This is a genomic window from Sphingomonas rhamnosi, assembly GCF_036663615.1.
Taxonomy (GTDB): Bacteria; Pseudomonadota; Alphaproteobacteria; order Sphingomonadales; family Sphingomonadaceae; genus Sphingomonas.
In genome coordinates this window covers 421,873-440,584 of record NZ_JAXOJJ010000002.1, presented here as the reverse complement: position 1 = coordinate 440,584, position 18,712 = coordinate 421,873, and the positions used below count along the sequence as shown (strand labels likewise).

15 protein-coding genes and 1 tRNA gene are annotated in these 18,712 nt (G+C 67.5%); 7 read left to right on the top strand and 9 right to left on the bottom strand.

The features are described from left to right. Positions 1 to 58: 58 nt before the first annotated feature. The 5 genes from U1701_RS07060 to U1701_RS07040 are packed head-to-tail and all read right to left on the bottom strand — an operon-like array spanning position 59 to position 5,437. Complete coding sequence (locus U1701_RS07060) at positions 59 to 232, bottom strand: hypothetical protein (RefSeq protein WP_332781831.1); 174 nt, start codon at positions 230 to 232, stop codon at positions 59 to 61. A gap of 54 nt (positions 233 to 286) precedes the next feature. After that, a complete protein-coding gene (locus U1701_RS07055; RefSeq protein WP_332781830.1) occupies positions 287 to 1,801 on the bottom strand; it encodes a radical SAM protein in 1,515 nt (504 codons plus the stop codon). Between the two features lie 42 nt (positions 1,802 to 1,843). After that, positions 1,844 to 3,604, bottom strand: a complete 1,761-nt coding sequence (locus U1701_RS07050) for a methyltransferase domain-containing protein (RefSeq protein WP_332781829.1) — start codon at positions 3,602 to 3,604, stop codon at positions 1,844 to 1,846. Continuing rightward, on the bottom strand, positions 3,591 to 4,481 hold the full coding sequence (locus U1701_RS07045; protein WP_332781828.1) for a hypothetical protein: 891 nt from the start codon (positions 4,479 to 4,481) through the stop codon (positions 3,591 to 3,593). Before U1701_RS07045 ends, U1701_RS07050 begins: the two co-directional genes overlap by 14 nt. Continuing rightward, positions 4,481 to 5,437 carry a multinuclear nonheme iron-dependent oxidase gene (locus tag U1701_RS07040; protein WP_332781827.1) on the bottom strand — a complete coding sequence of 319 codons (957 nt, stop codon included), beginning with the start codon at positions 5,435 to 5,437 and terminating at the stop codon, positions 4,481 to 4,483. Before U1701_RS07040 ends, U1701_RS07045 begins: the two co-directional genes overlap by 1 nt. Here U1701_RS07040 and U1701_RS07035 point away from each other — a divergent pair. From U1701_RS07035 to U1701_RS07005, 7 genes are all read left to right on the top strand, one after another. Next, positions 5,363 to 5,818 carry a hypothetical protein gene (locus U1701_RS07035; protein WP_332781946.1) on the top strand — a complete coding sequence of 152 codons (456 nt, stop codon included), beginning with the start codon at positions 5,363 to 5,365 and terminating at the stop codon, positions 5,816 to 5,818. The genes U1701_RS07040 and U1701_RS07035 overlap by 75 nt on opposite strands. Before the next feature lie 275 nt (positions 5,819 to 6,093). Continuing rightward, positions 6,094 to 6,426, top strand: coding sequence for a DHCW motif cupin fold protein (locus tag U1701_RS07030; protein WP_332781826.1), 333 nt, complete (start codon positions 6,094 to 6,096; stop codon positions 6,424 to 6,426). A 919-nt stretch (positions 6,427 to 7,345) separates the two neighbouring features. Continuing rightward, on the top strand, positions 7,346 to 8,857 hold the full coding sequence (locus U1701_RS07025; protein ID WP_332781825.1) for a ShlB/FhaC/HecB family hemolysin secretion/activation protein: 1,512 nt from the start codon (positions 7,346 to 7,348) through the stop codon (positions 8,855 to 8,857). Between the two features lie 53 nt (positions 8,858 to 8,910). Continuing rightward, a complete protein-coding gene (locus tag U1701_RS07020; RefSeq protein WP_332781824.1) occupies positions 8,911 to 11,646 on the top strand; it encodes a two-partner secretion domain-containing protein in 2,736 nt (911 codons plus the stop codon). Between the two features lie 59 nt (positions 11,647 to 11,705). Continuing rightward, complete coding sequence (locus U1701_RS07015) at positions 11,706 to 12,347, top strand: L,D-transpeptidase (RefSeq protein WP_332781823.1); 642 nt, start codon at positions 11,706 to 11,708, stop codon at positions 12,345 to 12,347. A gap of 107 nt (positions 12,348 to 12,454) precedes the next feature. Further along, complete coding sequence (locus U1701_RS07010) at positions 12,455 to 13,030, top strand: DUF427 domain-containing protein (RefSeq protein ID WP_332781822.1); 576 nt, start codon at positions 12,455 to 12,457, stop codon at positions 13,028 to 13,030. Between the two features lie 2 nt (positions 13,031 to 13,032). After that, complete coding sequence (locus U1701_RS07005; protein WP_332781821.1) at positions 13,033 to 14,487, top strand: deoxyribodipyrimidine photo-lyase; 1,455 nt, start codon at positions 13,033 to 13,035, stop codon at positions 14,485 to 14,487. Between the two features lie 22 nt (positions 14,488 to 14,509). Here the strand turns inward: U1701_RS07005 and U1701_RS07000 are convergent. The 4 genes from U1701_RS07000 to cysS all read right to left on the bottom strand — a co-directional run bounded on the left by U1701_RS07000 (position 14,510) and on the right by cysS (position 18,508). Further along, a tRNA-Glu gene (locus U1701_RS07000) sits at positions 14,510 to 14,584 on the bottom strand. A gap of 83 nt (positions 14,585 to 14,667) precedes the next feature. After that, positions 14,668 to 16,041, bottom strand: a complete 1,374-nt coding sequence (locus U1701_RS06995; protein WP_332781820.1) for a class II 3-deoxy-7-phosphoheptulonate synthase — start codon at positions 16,039 to 16,041, stop codon at positions 14,668 to 14,670. Between the two features lie 92 nt (positions 16,042 to 16,133). After that, positions 16,134 to 17,084 (bottom strand): D-2-hydroxyacid dehydrogenase, encoded by a 951-nt coding sequence (locus tag U1701_RS06990; protein WP_332781819.1) that lies wholly within the window; start codon positions 17,082 to 17,084, stop codon positions 16,134 to 16,136. Then, positions 17,081 to 18,508: a cysteine--tRNA ligase gene (gene cysS, locus U1701_RS06985; RefSeq protein WP_332781818.1), complete on the bottom strand. Its 1,428-nt coding sequence runs from the start codon at positions 18,506 to 18,508 to the stop codon at positions 17,081 to 17,083. The genes U1701_RS06990 and cysS overlap by 4 nt, the downstream gene beginning before the upstream one ends. Between the last annotated feature and the right edge of the window lie 204 nt (positions 18,509 to 18,712).

The window sequence follows — 18,712 nt, the reverse complement described above, 5'->3', positions numbered from 1 at the left end:
AGGGGGCGCTGGAGTGAAGGGGGTGCCGGACACGCGCCTGGCACCCGATCGACCGCAATCAGCCGCACATGAAGATGGTCTTGCGCTTGTCGGCCGCGACCGAGCGGCCTTCGGTTTCGCGGAACACCAGAACGCTGGTCGGCGAAGCGCGCAACGCGGCGAACACCGCTTCGACCGCCTTTGCATCGACACCATGTTTTCCGGCGGCGGTAATCACGTCAGCCTTGGTCATCGTCCTTCTCCTCAGGTTGGTTTTGGATTTGTCGGTTTGTCGTCTCCGACCTATTCACGCGGCCACGGCGATCGGACCGGCGCGCGCGTTCTGTCCTTCCGCCGCTGTGCGTTGCGCCAGCGCGTCGCGGACCGCGGGGCTGAAGAACAGCGCCAGCGTCTCGTCCTCGAACAACCGGCCGAGGTCGGTCAGCCGCAATACCGTTTGGCCCAGGTCGTCGTCCTGCGCGGCGAGGACGCCGACTTCGACGAGCGAGCGCGTCAGCCGGTGATAGGTCTGGGTAAGGGCGGGCTCGCGTGTCCTGATGCCGGCGAGGGCGTCGTCTTCGATCCGGCCATGGCGCAACCCGGTGGCATAGGAGGTCGCGAGCATCTCCGCGTCGTCGATCCGTCGTCCGGTCGTGATCGGCATCACGCCTGCGCTCACGCGGTCGACATAGGCGGGGATCGCGGAGTCGTTGCGGAACAGATAGCCGAAGCCGTCGCCCGATCGGGCACCGCCGACACGCGAATAGGCCGAACTTCCCAGGCCGATCAGGTTGCGCGACGCGGTGGTGCGGATCGTCTTGAACGGGTCGACATGCTGGCGTTCGCGCACGAACCGGTTGCCGTCGGTCTGCTGATAGCCGAGCGCCGCCATCTGCTGCCAGATCAGCATCCGCCCGAGCAAGGTCGCCTGCTCGTCCTCGAAACCGCCGTGCTTCGCATCGCTCTTATACCAGTCGCGTTGCGGGCGATCGGCGAAGCGGCCATGATACCAGGTGAGGTGCGGGGGGCGAAGTTCACCGATGACCTTCAGATTCTCCCAGGTCTCGAACGGCGAGCCCCGGTACAGCCCCTGGATCAGGTCGAGATTCCAGTTTGCGAACACCGCGGCGGCGATCTCCGCCGCTCGAATGGCCACGTCGCGCTTGTAGCCGCGCGCGGCGTGCTTGAGCACCGCATCGTCGAACGACTGCACCCCGAAGCTCAGCCGGGTAACGCCGCGCGCGCGGAGGAACCGCAGCGTATCTTCGCCATCCGGTGCCGTGATGCTCAGCGGGCTTCCCTCGATGCACAGCTCGGCGCCCGGCACGACGTCGAACGCATCCCCGATGGCGGTCAGCAGTTCGCCCAGCGCGCGCTGCTCGAGGATCAGCGGCGTTCCCCCGCCGATATAGATCGACGACACCCGCGTGCCGGCGCGCGCCAGCCACGCACCCCACATCGCGATTTCCTGGTGCAACGCGGCCAGATACAGCGTCACCGCGGTGTCGTCGTGCGCGCGCGCTAGCCCTTTTCCGGGATAATGCTGCACCGCATAATGGCAGAAGGTGCAGCGCGTTTCGCAGAACGGAATGTGCAGGTAGAGGCTCGTCTCCCGCCCCGGATCGATCGCGTCGATCACGGTTGCCGGATCGACCGGGACCAGCGAATCGATCGGCGGATAGACCGCGACCGAATGCGATCCGCCGAGCACCTGGCGGCTGATCCGCAGTCCCGTCGCGTGGAGTTGCGGCAGCCGCGCCGGAAGACCGAGGCGGTCGAGCCCGGCGGAGGCGCGTTCGAAGGCGGCGGCCCATTTGGTCATCGCGCGTCGGCCCGGCAGCACGAGGGATGGGCGCGCGGCACGCTATCGGCCCCCGATTTCGGCGATGATCGTCAGATACACGTCGGCATGCGGCCCCTCGTGCGCCTCATGCGCATAGGTGAAATCGTGCGGGTCGACCGCGCAGGGCAGATATTGCTTGCGCCACTGGCTGGCGGGTTCGCCGATCATCGACGGCGCAATCTGACCCCAGACGCGTTCGGCGACGATTGTCAGGTCGGGGCGGTCGAACGCGCTACGGACCCAGCCGTAGATCTCGTCATATTGCACCCAGGGTTCGCGCAGCCGGGACAACGGCAGGCGGACCAGCCGGTGAGTCACCGCGATGCGGCCGCCGACACGCACCACGCGCTGCATTTCGGCGATCATCGCCGGGCCGATACCGAGTTCCCAGATCGCGCCGGTCCATTCGTTGACCGCGGCGTCCGCGGCTCCGTCAGGCAGGGGGATCCGCTGCGCCAATCCGGGGCGGAACTGCACATTGGTGAAGCCGCGATCGCAGGCGATCGCGCGCGCGCGGTCGCTGACGCAGCGCAGCATCTCGAACGAGAGCACGACGCCGTCCGGCCCGACCGCCGGCGCCAACCGTCGTGCCACGCGGCCCAGGCCGCCGCACACGTCGACCAGGATGCTGCCCGGCCCGATCGACAGGAGATCGGGGTTGTTCGGCAGCAGATCGTCGTCAGGCCGAACCAGTTTCTCTTCGGCCTCCGGGGTCTGGCTCCACGAATTGTCGCCTTCGCACGCCTTCAGGAAGGGAATCCGCCGCCGCAGATACGCGCGTCGAAACCGATCCGCGTTACCGGGTGGCGCGGCGGCGGGGCGTGCGCTCGCCACCCGACCAAGGATCACCGCGTCGCTTGGCAGCGTTTCGACCAGCACGTCGCCGATCGCCTCCTCGAGCGCGTCGATGAAGTCGAACAGCGCATCGCATTCATCGGGCGCTGACGGGATCGCGTTCGCATCGATGCGCAGTCGCAACCCGGCGACGTACGCCGAGGTTACCCAGGCTATCGCTCGGGCGCGGACCTGCGGGTCGCAGATCGAGCGGTCGGCGGTCATCTGCGCCTGCACCGCGACGCCGTGACGCGTCAGCGCGGCGACGCCCGGGACCGGGCCCTGTGGCGCCGGCCATGCAACGCCTTCGATCACGACCGCGGCGCCGATCCGACGCAGCGTCCGGCAAAGCGGCGCGTCGCACACGGCGTTGTCGGTGCGGATCTCGATCCGGTGGATCCGGATGTCGCCAACCGCGCGCGCGTGCGCGAGTGCCTCTATCAGCGGGGCGTGCTGCGCCAATGCCGCGCCCCGCAAGATCAGGTCCGGGGCGCGCCCCGCGTCGGTCACCGCGCGACAGACCTGGTCCGCCGTCATCCCGTCGCCGAGGTCGAGCGTGACGACCGGCCGCAGCATAGCATTGCGGCGCTGGGCCGCCGACGTCCGCAGCGCCGCGAGTACCGCGTCCGACGGCGCCTTGGGCGATGTCACATGCACGAACCCCGCCGCGTGCAGCGTCGCGACCATCGCATCGATTAGGCGGCGGTCGGAATAGCCGCGGCGCAGCGCTCGCATTTCGACTGGCGCCCCGGTCATGTCTGCGATCACGTCGAGCAGTCCGTCGCCGGGCGGGATCGCCATGCCGGTGTCGAAATGGCCGTGCGCGAGAAACCGGAACCCCGCGATCTCCGCGTCGAGCCGTTCCACCGCCGGGTCGAGCATCACGAACGCGCCATCGGGAAGCGCGGTGGCGGCGGAGGCTGGCTGCGGGGCGTCACCCAAATACATGATCGGCCACCGTCGCAGCCGGCGCGATACGCGTGCTGGCAGGGAGTTGGGTAACGACGCCGAGCGCCGCGAGCGAGTCGAGGATGCCGATCACGTCGGCAAGCGGAACGGCGCCGAGCGCGACCGACAGCTCTGCGACGGTGCGCGAGCGCTCCAGCAACGCGAACACGCGCGCGGCGCGCTCGGACAGTTCGGCGCAGGCGCGATCGGCTTCGGCCGCGGGGAAATAGACCAGCCAGCAATGCGCCGACACCTTGAGCGCATCGGTCGGATCGAAGTCCGTCGGGTTGACGATCCAGTCCGTCAGGTCGTGCGCCGACCGGACGATGGTCGCGGCGCGGCTGGCCACGAAGCGCGTGGTCGGATCCCCGATGCGTCGGGTTTTACGGGGCGGTCGGTCGGGCCAGGCATCTGCTCGCTTGCCCAGGCGCCTCGCCAGCGCGATCGTCGCGGCGTCGAGCGACAGGACGTCCTGGTGCGCAGGCGCGGCGAACTCTGCGCGTGCCGCCAAATGCGCGACGAACCCCGCCGCGGCGCGCCAGAAATGCGGTCCGTGATCGGCATAGCCGTCGGCCTTCGCATAGTCCGCCGCGACCGCGTCGACGTCGAGCCCGCTGGCGTAGAGCAATTGCTGCGACATCGGCACGAGGCTCAGCGCGGCGAGCGCGTTGCGCACCAGTCCTTCGCGATACATGCCGATATTGGTCTCGGTCGCGACCGGGGTGGCGGCATAGTCGGCGAGAATCGCACGCTCGGCGGCAGACCAACCGGCCCAGTCGGGGTCTATTGTCGCACCGTCGCGATCCAGCACGCGCGCCACCACCGCGTCGTCGGTCAGGATGCGGCGCCAGGTGTCCCAGACCAGCCGCGCGTCCATCACGCTGCCTCGCGACGCGTGGTACGCCGGCTCGCCCCGCCGTAAGCGCGGTCCCAGGCGCCGCGCGCGCGATCGAGATCGGCCAGGATGAGCTCGGTCGTGCGCGTGGTATCGAGCGTCTCGGTGTCGAGCTGCAACGCGCTGGTTTCATATTCGAGGATGACGGCGCCCGGATGCCCGCGTGCCAGAACCTCGTCGAGCAGGTCCCAAACCGGGTCCGGCACTGGCGTGTCGTGCAGGTCGTGATACTGGCCGTCGATCCAGCGCCCGCCCGCCATGTGCACCGTAATGACGCGATCGATCGGCACGGTGTCGAGGAACCGCGCCACCGAATAGCCGGTCGCGGCGTGGTTCAGTTCGTTGGCGTAGAGATTGTGCAGGTCGAGGTGCAGATAGGTCCCCGACAGTTCGACCAGCCCGGCGAGGAACGTCTCCTCCGGCATGTCGCTGCCCGGGCAGCGCCGGTAATAAGCTGCATTCTCATGCCCCAACGGGACTCCGTACAACTCCTGCAACGCCCGGCACGCGTCGCCACGCGGATCATCTCGGCGTCGGAAAACTGCAGCGGGCTGCTCCACACGTCCGACCACGACGCGTCGCTGTAGAAGCAATGGTTGGTCACCCAGGGCACGGCAAAGGCCTTCGCCAACGGCACGTGGCGGCGAACCGCGGCGGTCTCTGCCAGCGGCGCGAACCCGAAATCGCCGCCATAGTTCGAATGGCCGACGATCGGGAATCGCGTTGCGGCGTCGCGCACCGCGGCGGCGGCGCGGGGCGACGTCAGGCTCGGCCCGTCGAGCGGCCCCATGACCGCGTCGAACAGGATTTCCAGCGCATCGAGAGGTTGCTCCGCGAACGGAAACCACCCCACCAGCGCGGGATTGAACTGGAGTCCAACCCCGAGGCTGGGCACTTGCATCGCGATACCCTTCGTCACGCCGTGCGTCGCTGAACATTCAGCCCCTGTCCGTCAGTTCGCGCATTTCGGCGCGACTGCGCATTTCGGCGCGGCGGCGCAGCGCGCGGCGGTCGCAGCGCACTTTGCCGCGGTCGCGGCGCATTTGGCGGCGGTCGCGGCGCATTTCGCAGCGGCGGCGGTCGCCGCGCACTTCGCGGCCGACGCGGCACATTTGGCCGCGGTCGCGGCGCATTTGGCTGCCGTCGCCGCACATTTCGCTGCGCTGTCGGCGGCGGTAGCGCTGATCGAAAGATTCTTTACGTCGGCCATATCGTCTCTCCCTCAAGTCTTCGTTATCAAAATCCTGCAGGCGATCGTAATTGGTCCGACCGCCGGCTACACACCAGTAAACATCACGCCCTATGCGACGCGCGCATAAGGGCCGCGCATAAGGTTCGACTCGGCGCCAAATCAGTTTTCGTTGTGGGCAATACGAGCACTTGAAGACGCGACGAGTCAAATACAGTTAGTTCTATAATGAATGTTTCCGATATTGCAGTGTTCAGTTGTGCGGTATTGGGATGCATTCGTTAATACCAATAGGTACAAGCACTTCGGGTCTTGCATCATTATATCTGGATGAGGGGGTGTCGTGGTCGTCATTAGGGCAATGTTCACGCGGTTCCGGCGTGCTTCCGATGCGCAGGCCCGGCGATGAAGCTTGCGACCCTCGCCTTCACCGTCACCGACTGGAGCGCCGTCCCGACAACCCGGCATGAGGGCGAAACCGGTTATGCCGAGTGGCGTACCCTGGAGTTCGGCGAGACCCGCGTTCGCATGGTGGACTACAGCCCAGGCTATCGCGCCGACCATTGGTGCGAGCGCGGGCACATCTTGCTGGTGGTGCGCGGTGAACTGGATACCGAACTCCGTGACGGTCGCCGGGTCCGCCTGACGCCGGGGATGAGCTATCAGGTTTCGGATTGCGGCGACGCTGCGCACCGATCCTCCTCTGGTCCGGGCGCCACCGTCTTCATCGTTGATTGAACCCCAGTTCGACCTGCGGTCGTAATCGGGACTAGTAGCGGCGTTTCGATACGCGGGGTCCGTCGCGGACGTCTCGCCGATGCAATTATGCGTCGCGCGGTGGCAATCCTCGCCTGTCGGCGGCAAGATTTCCGATAACCGACGTCGCGCCTTTGGCGTCTGTTTCGCGAGCGGGTTGCGGCGGACGCCGCGCATAGTGTGACGGTCGGGCGCAGATCGCGGGCGAGATCGCTTTGCGGTAGATTTCGGACTCGCGCAGATCATGGAAATCTTGGTTGCCAGGATTTCGGCGCCGACGCCGTGCTCACTTTTGTCCGTGCACAAATCGTGAGGATCGGCATGGCCTTCGTCGGAGGAAATTGGATTTCCACTTTTCGCGGATCAACTGCCTGGACCGTCAACAAATGGAGAATGAAAAAGCAAATACATTTATATATCTGTCGATGTACCTGAATGCTAAGGGGCAAAACCGATAATATATTATATTAAACCGACAGTACTGTTATATAATACCACAGCATTACAAGTATAGAGATATCCCTCATTTCCGTTTAGTCTAGAATCAAATTACAATCCAATTTGACTTAGTCGGTGACTTAATCAATTATAAACGTCTTATCTCTACCTCTTCATCATCAGTACGCGGCGTAAACTGCGTTTTACGGAACGCGATTTGCGCGGTGGCAGGCGGCAACACGCTGCTGACCCGCTCGCTCTGCTCGTTGCGAGCGGCAGCAGGTGGGCCCCGGCAGCAACGGTGAGGTGGTAAGTGGCATTGAAGTTCGCCGGTGCTCTTCTTTTGGTGACAAGCCAGGGCGCATTCGCGCAGTCCAACCTTTCGGGCGGGCAGTTGCAGCAGATTCCGCGCGCGCCGGTGGCGCCACAAGCCACGCCAGAGCTCACGATCATACCGCGGGCCATGACCCCCGACGACGGCCCCGCCGGCGCCAGCATCCGCGTTTCGACGCTCCGCGTGACCGGACAGACTCTCTTCAGCGAACCAGAGCTGATCGCGGCCAGCGGCTTCGTTTCCGGAAGCGACATGACGCTGTCGCAGCTGCGCGGAATGGCGGCCAAGATCACCGCCTTCTACAACGCCCGCGGCTATTTCGTCGCGCAGGCCTATCTTCCCGCGCAGGAGATCAAGAACGGCGAAGTCGCGATCGCCGTGGTCGAAGGGCATTACGGCAAGGTCGCCATCGACAACCGCAGCCCGCTGTCGACACGCGTCGCCCGGGGCGTGCTTGCCGGTCTGGACCCGGGCGATGTGGTCGAAAGCGCGCCGCTCGAACGTCGCCTGTTGCTGCTGTCGGACGTCCCGGGCGTCCGCGTGAAGTCCACGCTGGCGCCGGGCGAAATGCCCGGCAGCTCGGACCTGACCGTGGAGCTGGTTCCAGGACCGCGCGTCACCGGAAGCGTCGAGGCGGACAATGCGGGAAATCGCTACACCGGCCGCTATCGCTTCGGCGGCACGGTCAACCTCAATGACCCGCTCGGGATCGGCGACATGCTCAGCCTGCGCGTGCTCGCCTCGACGGCGGGGCTTGCTTACGGCCGTGCCGCCTACCAGGCGCCGATCGGCAATCTGACGGTCGGGGTCGCCTATTCGCGCGTCCGCTACGATCTCGGCAAGGAATTCGAGGTGCTCGACGCGAGCGGCACGGCGGAGGTTGCCAGCGTGTACGCCAGCTACCCGCTGATCCGTTCGCGCGCCGCCAATGTCTATGCGGTGGCCGGGTTCGACGCCAAGCGTTTCACCGACCGCGTCGGGCTGCTCGATACCGAGTCGAAGCGCAGCAGCCGGGTGATGACCGGCGGCGTGAATGCCGACTCGCGCGACAATTTCGCCGGCGGCGGGTCGACCTCGGCCTCGCTGATCTGGAGTTACGGCGCGCTCGACATCAAGAACCCATTCGATCGCGCGATCGACGCCGCGAGCGGACGAACGCAGGGGCATTTCAACAAGCTCGCGTTCAGCGGCGCGCGGTTGCAGACGGTCACTGGGCCGCTGTCGGTGTACGGATCGGTGCGCGGCCAGTTCGCGTTCGACAACCTCGACAGTTCGGAAAAGATGGAACTCGGCGGGGCCTATGGTGTCCGCGCCTATCCCGAGGGCGAGGCCTATGGCGACCAGGGCTATATCGCCACCGCAGAGGCTCGGCTCGGTCTCAGCCAGTGGCTGGCGGGCGTGCCGGGCAGCTTCCAGGCGATCGCGTTCGTCGATGTCGGTCAGGTCGATTACGCCAAGGACCCGTGGTTTGTGGGGCCCAACCGGTCGCATCGCAGCGGCTATGGCGGTGGTCTGAGCTGGGCGGGCCCGGAGCGTATTCTCGTCAACGCCACCTACGCCCGCAAACTCGGTTCGCAGGATGCGACGTCGGCCCCCGATCGTGCGGGCCGGTTCTGGTTCGGAGTCGTCAAGCTGTTCTGAAGGCCACGCCGCGCCCCCCACGCGGACCAAATTGTCATTCGAGGATTTTCGCCATGACCGATCGTTCCGCCGCCTCTAGCCCCCGCCTGCTTTCCCGCCCGCTTTCCCGCAAACTGGGCCGCGCGACCAGCAGACTGACCGCCTCGACCGGGCTCGCCGGCTTCACGCGTCTGGCGCTGTGGAGCCTGGCGGGCTCGTTGGGGTTTGCGGTGGCCGCGCAGGCGCAGAGCCTGCCGTCGGGGGGTAGCGTGGTCGCCGGCAGCGCGACGATCTCGACCCGGGCCAACTCGGTCACCGTGCAGCAGTCGAGCCAGTCGGCGGTGCTCAACTGGAACAGCTTCAACATCGGCGCGGGCAAGTCGGTCCGGTTCGATCAGCCCGGCGCGACATCGGTCGCGCTGAACCGCGTCACCGGCAACGACGCGTCGGTGATCCTCGGCAACCTGTCGGCCAACGGCAAGGTGTTCCTGGTCAACAGCAACGGCGTGCTGTTCGGCAAAGGCGCGCAGGTCAGCGTCGGCGGCCTGGTCGCCTCGACGCTCGACATCGCGGACGCCGATTTCATGGCCGGTCGGTATGCGTTTGCCGGCAGCAGCGGCGCGGCGGTGCTCAACCAAGGCACGATCGTCGCGGCGGACCAGGGCTATGTCGCGCTGCTCGGCGCCAATGTCGGCAATACCGGCGTGATCAAGGCGCGGCTGGGCACCGTCGCGATGGCCGCCGGGCAGGGCGTCACGCTCGACGTCGCCGGCGACGGGCTGCTCAACGTCAAGGTCGACACCGGTGCGATCAACGCTCTAGTCAGCAATGGCGGGCTGATCCGCGCCGATGGCGGCGCCGTTCTGCTGACCGCGCAGGCGGCCGGGCAGCTGCTCCGCACCGTCGTCAACAATACCGGCGTGATCGAGGCGCGCACGATCTACCAGCGCAGCGGCACGATCCTGCTGCTCGGCGACATGACCGCGGGCACGGTCAACGTCGCGGGTACGCTCGACGCCAGCGCGCCGATGAACGGCCATGGCGGGTTCATCGAAACCTCGGCGGCACGCGTCAATGTCGCCAATACGGCGAAGGTCACCACGGCCGCGCCGCGCGGCATAACCGGAACCTGGCTGATCGATCCCGAGGATTTCACGATCGCGTCGAACGGCAATATCTCGGGGGCGACGCTGTCGGCGCTGCTCGTCACCAACAGCGTGACGATCACGACATTGCCGGGCCCCTCGGCGACGGTGCCGGGCGCCCCGCCGGTGACGACGCTCGGCACCGACGTGACCGGCAACGGCGACATCAACGTCAATGAAGCCGTCGCCTGGACTGCGGCGCCGAACACGACGACGCTGCGGTTGAACGCGGTGCGTGACGTCAACTTCAACGCCGCGGTCACCGCGACCAACGGCAACGTCGTCGCGTGCTGCGGCCGTGACGTGAACGTCAACGCGGCGATCACCACGACCAACGGCAGCGTCCTGCTCAACGCGGGGCGCAACGTGTTCGTCAACGGGTTCATGACCACCACCGACGGCAACATCGCGCTGTGCGCCGGGCTCGACGTGCTGATCTCGACCAAGATCACGCTGACGCGCGGGAGCACGATCCCGTCGCAGAGCCTCGATCTAACGCCGGGCTTGCTGATCATCGCCGGTGCCGCCGGAACCGGGCCGGGGATCGCCGGCGGTACGGTGACGTTCTCGCCGCTCGCGCCGCCCGCGACGGTCACCGCAGCCCCGGTGACGATCAACTACAACCCGATTTCGTACGCGCAACCTGCCGACTATTCGGTCAACTTCGTCCTGACCGAAGGCGCCGCACTGACCCAGCACATGCTGTTGTTCCCCAATGGCGGCAAGGTCGCCGACGGCAGTACCGCGACGACGCTGACCGGCTTCAACACCAGCCTGGAGTCCGGGCTTCCGACGGGGGTGACGCTGGTGGCCGGGCCCGATGCGACCGCGGTCTACGACAGCGCGGGTCCCGGGACCGGGATCGGCATCACCTACAGCGGCTACAGCCTGTCCGGGCCGAATGCTGCGCAATATGCGCTCGCCGGATCGTGCTGCGTCGCGGGGTTCCGCACCACCGGGACGATCACGCCGACGCCAGTGGTTGTGCCACCGGTCGTGGTGCCGCCTGTCGTTCCGCCGGTTGAGGTGCCGCCGGTGGTCACGCCGCCCGTCGTGACACCGCCCGTCGTCGTTCCGCCGGTCGTTCCGCCGGTCGTTCCGCCGGTGGAGACTCCACCCGTCGTGGTTCCGCCAGTCGTTCCGCCAGTCGTTCCGCCGGTCGTGCCGCCGGTTGAAGTGCCGCCCGTCGTTCCTCCTGTAACGCCGCCAGTGGTGGTGCCCCCCGTCGTGACACCCCCCGTCGTGACGCCCCCCGTCGTGACGCCGCCCGGCGTGGTTCCGCCGGTCGTACCACCGGTCGTCACCCCGCCTGTCGTCGTTCCCCCCGTGGCGCCGCCTGTGGTGGTCGTGCCGCCGGTGGTGACACCGCCCGTGGTCGTCCCGCCGGTCGTACCCCCCGTGGTTGTCGTCCCGCCCGTGGCTGCCCCGGTCGTGCCCCCCGTCATTGCTCCGCTCGCCCCGGCGGGACCGACGTTCGTCGGTCAGGCGCCGCGCGCCGTGCTCGTCCCGGCGTCGGTCGGGTTCGCGGTACTCGGCACCGGGGTCCGGATGCCGACCGCGCAGCTCGTTTCGACCAGCCCGGCCCCCGTTATCGCCCCGGCGCCCGTGGTCGTGCCGCAGCCCGTCGCACCGCGCGTCTACGCGCCGAAGCAGAGCAGGAACTGAGCCTGGCCGGCCACCGTCCACTCGTGCCGCCTATAGGCAGGGCCGCTGCTTGGCTGGCGGTGACGCTATTGGCGTGCGCGCCGGCCGCCGCCTGGGCGTCGCCGGTCGAGCCGCCGGCGACGGCCACCGCGGTCGATGCGATCGGCCCGACCGCCTCCGACGATATCCGCGCGATGGCCGCGTGGGTGGTCGCCAGCGCGGACGGAAAGGGGCTTCCCTTCGTGATCGTCGACAAGGTCCACGCGCAGGTCGCGAGCTTCGATGCGGCGGGCGTGCTGAAGGGCACTGCGCCGGCGCTGCTCGGCGTGGCCTCGGGCGATGTCTCGCCGCCAGGCATTGGTACGATGCGGCTGTCCCAGATCACCCCGGCGATGCGGATCACGCCGGCTGGCCGGTTCGAGGCGACGCTCGGCCGCGATCTCGGGCCGGACGATGTGCTGTGGGTCGATTACGACGCGGCCGTTTCGCTGCACCGTGTGGTGACGCACAAGCCCGCGGAACGCCGGTTGCAGCGCCTTGCCAGCGCAACCGTGCTCGACAACCGCATCTCGTTCGGCTGTATCAACGTGCCGGCGCGCTTCTACGACGACGTCATCCGGCCGCTGTTCCGCCCCGCCAACGGCATCGTCTATATCTTGCCGGAAACGCCGGCGTTCGGCAGCCTGCAGGCCAAGCTGGGAGCGCACACCGCCCCCAGTTGACTCGCAAGCGGCGCTTTGGCTTTTCGGCGCGGCGCGGCTACCCGAACAGACGCACCCGGGGCTATACCATCGGATCGCTCTTTGTGCGTGCAGAGGAGCCTAGTTTCATGGTGCGCCATACCCTGACCACCGGCGCCGACGTCGCCGGCACCACTGCCGGACCCGTGCGCGATCCGCGAGGAGCGGGCAGCAGACCGCAACCCGACACGCCGGCCCCCGGGCAGGAAAGCGTCTGGGGTTATCCGCGTCCCGCCGTCGCCGAACCGAGCCATCGCCGGATTCATATCGCACATGCCGGCATCGTCGTCGCCGATACGGATGCCGCGGTGCGCACGATCGAAACCAGCCATCCGCCCAGCTGGTACATCCCGCCAGACGTGATCACCCCCGGCCTGCTGCGTCCATCGACGCGGCGTTCGTTCTGCGAATGGAAGGGCGAGGCGCGATACTGGCATGTCGAGATCGGTGGTCAGACGTTTCGGGACGTCGGGTGGAGCTACCCCAATCCCTCACCGGCGTTCGCGATCCTGCGCGATCACGTCGCCTTTTACGCCGCGCCGTTCGACCTGTGCGCGGTCGATGGCGAGCGCGTGCGGCCGCAGCCCGGCGGGTTCTACGGTGGCTGGATCACGTCCGACCTTGCCGGCCCGTTCAAGGGCGTACCCGGGAGCATGGGATGGTGAGCGTGCCGCTGCCATCAGGCCTTGCCGACTGGCGCGAGGCGCCACGCGTCCGCGCGATGAACGACCGGCCCGTCGCCACCGGCGCACGCTATGTTCTCTGTTGGTTGCAACAGGCGTTGCGCGCCACCGACAACCCCGTGATCGACGCTGCGGTCCGGCTCGGCAACGCGCTGGGGTTGCCCGTGCTGGTCTACCACGGCGTCCGCGAGGATTATCCCTATGCCTCGGACCGGCTGCATCAGTTCATCCTCGGTGTCAGCCGTGACCTGGCGATCGGGGTTCGTGGACGCGGCCTAGCCTGCGTCCAGCATGTCGATCGCGCGGGCCACCGGGAGAAGGGGCTGGTCTATCGGCTCGGCCTCGACGCCGCGGCGCTGGTGCTGGAGGATCAGCCGACCTTCGTTGCGCGCTGGCAGTCGGAGCGGGCCGCGTCGCGGATCGCGATCCCCGTCTATGCGGTCGACGCCGCCTGTCTGGTGCCGCCCGCCGTGCTGGGCGACGGGATCGGCGGCCGGTCGGGCTTCCTGCGCGGTCACGAGCCCGAACGGGCGGCTTGGGTCGACGCGGTCGACGAGCAGACCGACATCGCGCCTTATGACGGCGCGCTTCCGTTCGTGCCGGATGCGCTGGACGGCGATCTCGACGCGCTCGTCGCTGGCCTGGACATCGACCACAGCCTGCCCGCGAGCGACGTCTTCCCCGCCGGCCGCGCGGCCGCAGAGGCGCGACTGCACCGCCTGATGCACGATGTGCTGCCCGGCTATGCCACAACCCGCAACGACGCGACGCGGCGTGACGGCGCGAGCGGCCTTTCGCCCTATCTGCACTTCGGCGTGCTCGGCCCCCGCGAAGTGATGCGCGCGGTGACCGCCGCGGCAGCGGGTGCCCGCCACAAGACCAAGTTTGCCGACGAGTTGCTCGGGTGGCGCGAGTGGTTCCACTATCAGGCGCTGGGCCTTGCCATCCCCGAACGCTACGACCGCGTCGCCGGCTGGGCACGCGCCACGCTGGCGGACCACGCCGGCGATGCGCGACCGCATCTTGAGAGCCTGGCGACGATGCTGCGCGGCGAAACCCGCGACGAGAGCTGGAACGCCTGCCAGCGCCAGTTCCTCCGCTTCGGCTGGATGCACAACAATCTGCGGATGTATTGGGCGAGGCGGATCATCGCGATGACGCCCGATCCCGAAACCGCCTGGGCGACGACCTGCTACCTCAACGATCGGCTCAGTCTGGATGGCCGAGATCCGTCGACGTACGGCAATATCGCTGCGATGTTCGGCGGCGCACCGGGGGATAGCGAACGGCCGATCTACGGTCGCGTCGCCACCCGGAGCGACGGGTCGACGCGATCGAGGGACGGCGGCGACGCGTGGCTCGCCAAGGCGGCAGCGCGACGCGTGCCTGCGGTCGCGGTTCCTGCGGACTTGCCGCGAGAGCGCTATCTGGCCGGCTGATCGTGCTATGTCGTTGAAAGGCTGGTGACCCCTACGAGAATCGAACTCGTGCTTACGCCGTGAGAGGGCGTCGTCCTAACCGCTAGACGAAGGGGCCGTATAGCAGAGGTGCGCGTCTACGGAACCGGGCCGGGGGCGTCAAGCGCTCCGGGCCCGGGCCCGCGGTTTTTCTGCGTGCGCCTAGGCCGCGACCTTCTTGCGCTCCGCCATTTCCGCGTTGAGCATTTCGGCCAGCAGGAAGGCGAGCTCGAGGCTCTGGCTGGCGTTGAGCCGCGGGTCGCAATGCGTGTGGTAGCGGTCCGCCAGGCTCTGCTCGGTGACGTCGACCGCGCCGCCGGTGCATTCGGTGACGTTCTGCCCGGTCATCTCGGCATGGATGCCGCCCGCATGCGTGCCCTCGGCGCGGTGCACCGCGAAGAAACCGCGCACCTCCGCCAGGATGCGGTCGAAGGGGCGCGTCTTGTAGCCGTTGGCGGCCTTCACGACGTTGCCGTGCATCGGATCGCACGACCACACCACCGGATGGCCTTCGCGCGTGACGGCGCGGACGAGTTTCGGCAGATGCGCCTCGATCTTATCGTAGCCGTAGCGCGTGATCAGCGTCATCCGGCCGGGGATGCGCCCCGGGTTCAGCGTGTCGAGCATGCGCAGCAGCGCGTCGGGCTCCAGGCTCGGCCCGCATTTGACGCCGATCGGGTTGCCGATGCCGCGGAGGTATTCGACATGCGCGCTGCCCTCGAACCGCGTGCGATCACCGATCCACAGGAAGTGGGCGGACGTATCGTACCAGTCGCCGGTCAGTGAATCCTGCCGGGTCAGCGCCTGTTCGTAGCGCAGCAGCAGCGCCTCGTGGCTGGTGTAGAAATTGGTCTGCGCCAGCTGCGGCACGGTCTCGGGATCGATCCCGCATGCCGCCATGAACTCGAGCGCCTCGCCGATCCGGTCCGCGGTCTCGGCATATTTCGTCGACCACGGGCTGCGGCCCATGAAATCGTGCGTCCAGCGATGCACCTGGTGCAGATTGGCATAGCCGCCGCTGGCGAACGCGCGCAGCAGGTTGAGAGTCGCCGCCGACTGCGAATAGGCGCGGATCATCCGCTGCGGGTCGGGCGCGCGCGCTTCGGCGGTGAAGGCGATGTCGTTGACGTTGTCGCCGCGGTAGCTGGGCAGCTCGACGCCGTCGATGGTCTCGGTGTTGGTGCTGCGCGGCTTGGCGAACTGGCCGGCCATGCGGCCGAGCTTCACCACCGGCAGCTTCGACGCGAAGGTCAGCACGACCGCCATCTGCAGGATCACGCGGAAGGTGTCGCGGATGTTGTTGGCGCTGTGTTCGGCAAAGCTCTCGGCGCAGTCGCCCCCCTGGAGCAGGAAGCCGCGGCCGGCCGCGACTTCGGCGAGGCTGGCGGTCAGGTTGCGCGCTTCGCCGGCAAACACCAGCGGCGGGAAGGTCGCGAGCGTGTCGGTCGCGGCATCGAGCGCGGCCGCGTCGGGATAGTCGGGGAGCTGGCGCGCCTCGGCGCGGGTCCAGCTGTCTGGGGCCCAATTCGCGGCCATGATATCGCTTTCATCGCTTTTTTCGGTGGCGGCGGACATGCGCCCCTGCGCGGTTCTTGGCAACGTAGGAAAGCTTGGGGCGGCTCGACGCGTCAGTATCCGGCGGTCGCGTCGGTGACGTTCTTCATCGGCGTGCCCGCCAGGAATGCGGCCAGATTTTCCAGGAACAGCGCAGCGCCGCGCGCGAACATCGTCGTCTGGCTGCGGCCCGACAGATGCATCGTGATCATCGCGTTGGGCGCCGACCAGAGCGGGTGATCGGCGGGCAGCGGTTCGGGGTTGGTCGGGTCGAGGAAGGCGCCGGCGATGCCGCCCGCGTTGCTGCCCGCATTCAGCGCCGCGACGAGCGCATCGTCGTCGATCATGTCGCCGCGCGCGATGTTGATCAGCCACGCGGTCGGTTTCATCGCCGCGAGCTGCGCAGCGCCGATCACCGCCTTGGTCGCACCGGTGGAAGGCGCGGCGAGGATCACCCAGTCGAACGCGCCGAGTTGCGGCCCCCAAGCGTCGGGCGTCAGCGTGCCGTCGCGGCCGCTGCGCGTCACGCCGGTGACGTCGACGCCGAACGCCGTCAGTCGCTCGCCGATCATCCGCCCGATCGTGCCATAGCCGACCACCAGTGCGCGACTGCCCCTCAGCACGAGTTTGCCGGGCGCATCCTTCGGCCATTCGCGGCGATCCTGCGCGCGAACGACCTGATCGAACCGCTTGGCGGCGACCAGCACGCCCATCAGCGCATATTCGGCGACGGTATCGGCATTGAGACCGGAGCCATTGGTCAGGATCGCGCCGCGCTTGCGGACCTCGTCGAGCGGGAACGCGTCGAGCCCGGCATAGATCGTCGACACCCATTTGAGTTGCGGACCCGCCGCGCGGATCGCGTCGTCGATCAGGCCCTGCGGGTGGAAATCGACCCAGGCGATGTCGGCATCGGCGATCATCGCCTGCGCGTCTTCGGGCGTCGTGAACCACGCGACATCGAGTTCCGCGGGAAGGTGCGGTTCGAGCAGCGGGCGGGCGAGGGCGGGTAATACGGCCTTCATGACAGTTTCCAGTCCCAGCCGAGCGGATCGCCGTCCATCACCTCGACACCCGCTGCCGTCAGCGTATCGCGGATAGCGTCGGAGCGCGGGAAGTCCTTGGCGGCGCGTGCTTCACGACGTTCGATCAGATGCTGCGCGATGGTGGCTTCGTCGATCGTCGCGGTCGCGGGCCGGACGCGCAGGTCCTCGCGGCGCAGCGTCAGCAGGTCGAGCCCCAGCACGTCGTCGAAATCGACGAGCGCCGCCAGCCGGTCGGCGGGCGCGATCCGCTTGTCGGCGAGCAGCTCGTCGAGGATCGGTAGCGCGCGCGGGGTGGCAAGGTCGTCGGAGACGGCGTCGTCGAGGCGACCGCGATAGGCATGCGCGCTACCTGACGGGCCGCCCGGTGGCCGCGCGCGCAACGCCTCGACGCTGATCGCCAGGCGCTTGAGCCGGGTCTGTGCGGCCGCCAGATTCTCCCACGAGAATTCGAGTTCGCTGCGATAGTGCGCCTGCAGGCACATCAGCCGATAGGCCAGCGGGTGGAAACCGCGATCGATCAAGGTCTGCAGCGTCGTGAACTCGCCGCCGGATTTGCTCATCTTTCCCGAGCGTTCGACCAGGAAGTTGTTGTGCATCCACAGATTGGCGCCGGTGTCCGCGCAGCCGCAACCGGCCTGGTTCTGGGCGATCTCATTGGGGTGGTGGATCTCGCGGTGGTCGATCCCCCCGGTGTGGATGTCGAACTGGTCGCCGAGGTATTTCTTGCTCATCACCGAGCATTCCAGGTGCCAGCCCGGCGCGCCGCGGCCCCAGGGCGAGTCCCATTCCATCTGCCGGTTCTCGCCCGGCTGCGAGGTCCGCCAGATCGCGAAGTCCTGCGGATGGCGCTTGCCGGCGACGGGGTCGATGCGGCCTTCGCCGACATCGTCCTGTGAGCGGGCGAGGCGACCGTAATCGGGGACCGTGGTGGTGTCGAAATACAGGCCGTCGGGCAGCACGTAGCAATGCCGCTCGGCGATCCGCTCCGCGAACGCGATCATCTCGGGCACATGATCGGTCGCGAGCGGGAAATGCGACGGTGCGCGGATGTTCAGATCGCTTAGGTTGCGTTTGAAGGCATCGGTATAATGCCTTGCGATCGCCCAGATATCCTGGTTCGCGGCCCGTGCCGCGGCCTCCATCTTGTCGTCGCCGGCGTCGGCGTCGGAGGTCAGGTGGCCAACGTCGGTGATGTTGATGATGTGGGTGAGGGGATAGCCCTTCCACGCCAGCACGCGCGAGAGCGTGTCGGTGAACACGTACGCCCGCAAATTGCCGATATGCGCGTAATTGTAGACCGTCGGTCCGCAGGAATAGATGCCGATATTGTCGGGATCGATCGGGACGAAGGTCTCGAGCTGGCGGGAGAGGCTGTTGTAGAGCGTTAGGGGAGTGCCGGTCATGCCGCGACCCTTAGCCGGGCGCGGGGCGGGGGGCAAAGGGCTCTGTTCTCCCGCGAAGGCGGGAGTCCAGGAGTAGCGAACGGCGGCGCCCGTTACTCCGGCCTCCCGCCTTCGCGGGAGAACGACGGAAGGCGTGCGCGCGACGTGACTTGACCCACTCCCGTCATGCCGGACTTGGTCCGGCATCCATCGTGACGTGCATTC

Coding starts and splice junctions, on each gene's coding strand:
- U1701_RS07060 (WP_332781831.1), bottom strand. CDS start 232: ATGACCAAGGCTGACGTGATTACCGCCGCCGGAAAACATGGTGTCGAT.
- U1701_RS07055 (WP_332781830.1), bottom strand. CDS start 1,801: ATGACCAAATGGGCCGCCGCCTTCGAACGCGCCTCCGCCGGGCTCGAC.
- U1701_RS07050 (WP_332781829.1), bottom strand. CDS start 3,604: ATGTATTTGGGTGACGCCCCGCAGCCAGCCTCCGCCGCCACCGCGCTT.
- U1701_RS07045 (WP_332781828.1), bottom strand. CDS start 4,481: ATGGACGCGCGGCTGGTCTGGGACACCTGGCGCCGCATCCTGACCGAC.
- U1701_RS07040 (WP_332781827.1), bottom strand. CDS start 5,437: ATGTTCAGCGACGCACGGCGTGACGAAGGGTATCGCGATGCAAGTGCC.
- U1701_RS07030 (WP_332781826.1), top strand. CDS start 6,094: ATGAAGCTTGCGACCCTCGCCTTCACCGTCACCGACTGGAGCGCCGTC.
- U1701_RS07025 (WP_332781825.1), top strand. CDS start 7,346: ATGACCCCCGACGACGGCCCCGCCGGCGCCAGCATCCGCGTTTCGACG.
- U1701_RS07020 (WP_332781824.1), top strand. CDS start 8,911: ATGACCGATCGTTCCGCCGCCTCTAGCCCCCGCCTGCTTTCCCGCCCG.
- U1701_RS07010 (WP_332781822.1), top strand. CDS start 12,455: ATGGTGCGCCATACCCTGACCACCGGCGCCGACGTCGCCGGCACCACT.
- U1701_RS06995 (WP_332781820.1), bottom strand. CDS start 16,041: ATGGCCGCGAATTGGGCCCCAGACAGCTGGACCCGCGCCGAGGCGCGC.
- U1701_RS06990 (WP_332781819.1), bottom strand. CDS start 17,084: ATGAAGGCCGTATTACCCGCCCTCGCCCGCCCGCTGCTCGAACCGCAC.
- cysS (WP_332781818.1), bottom strand. CDS start 18,508: ATGACCGGCACTCCCCTAACGCTCTACAACAGCCTCTCCCGCCAGCTC.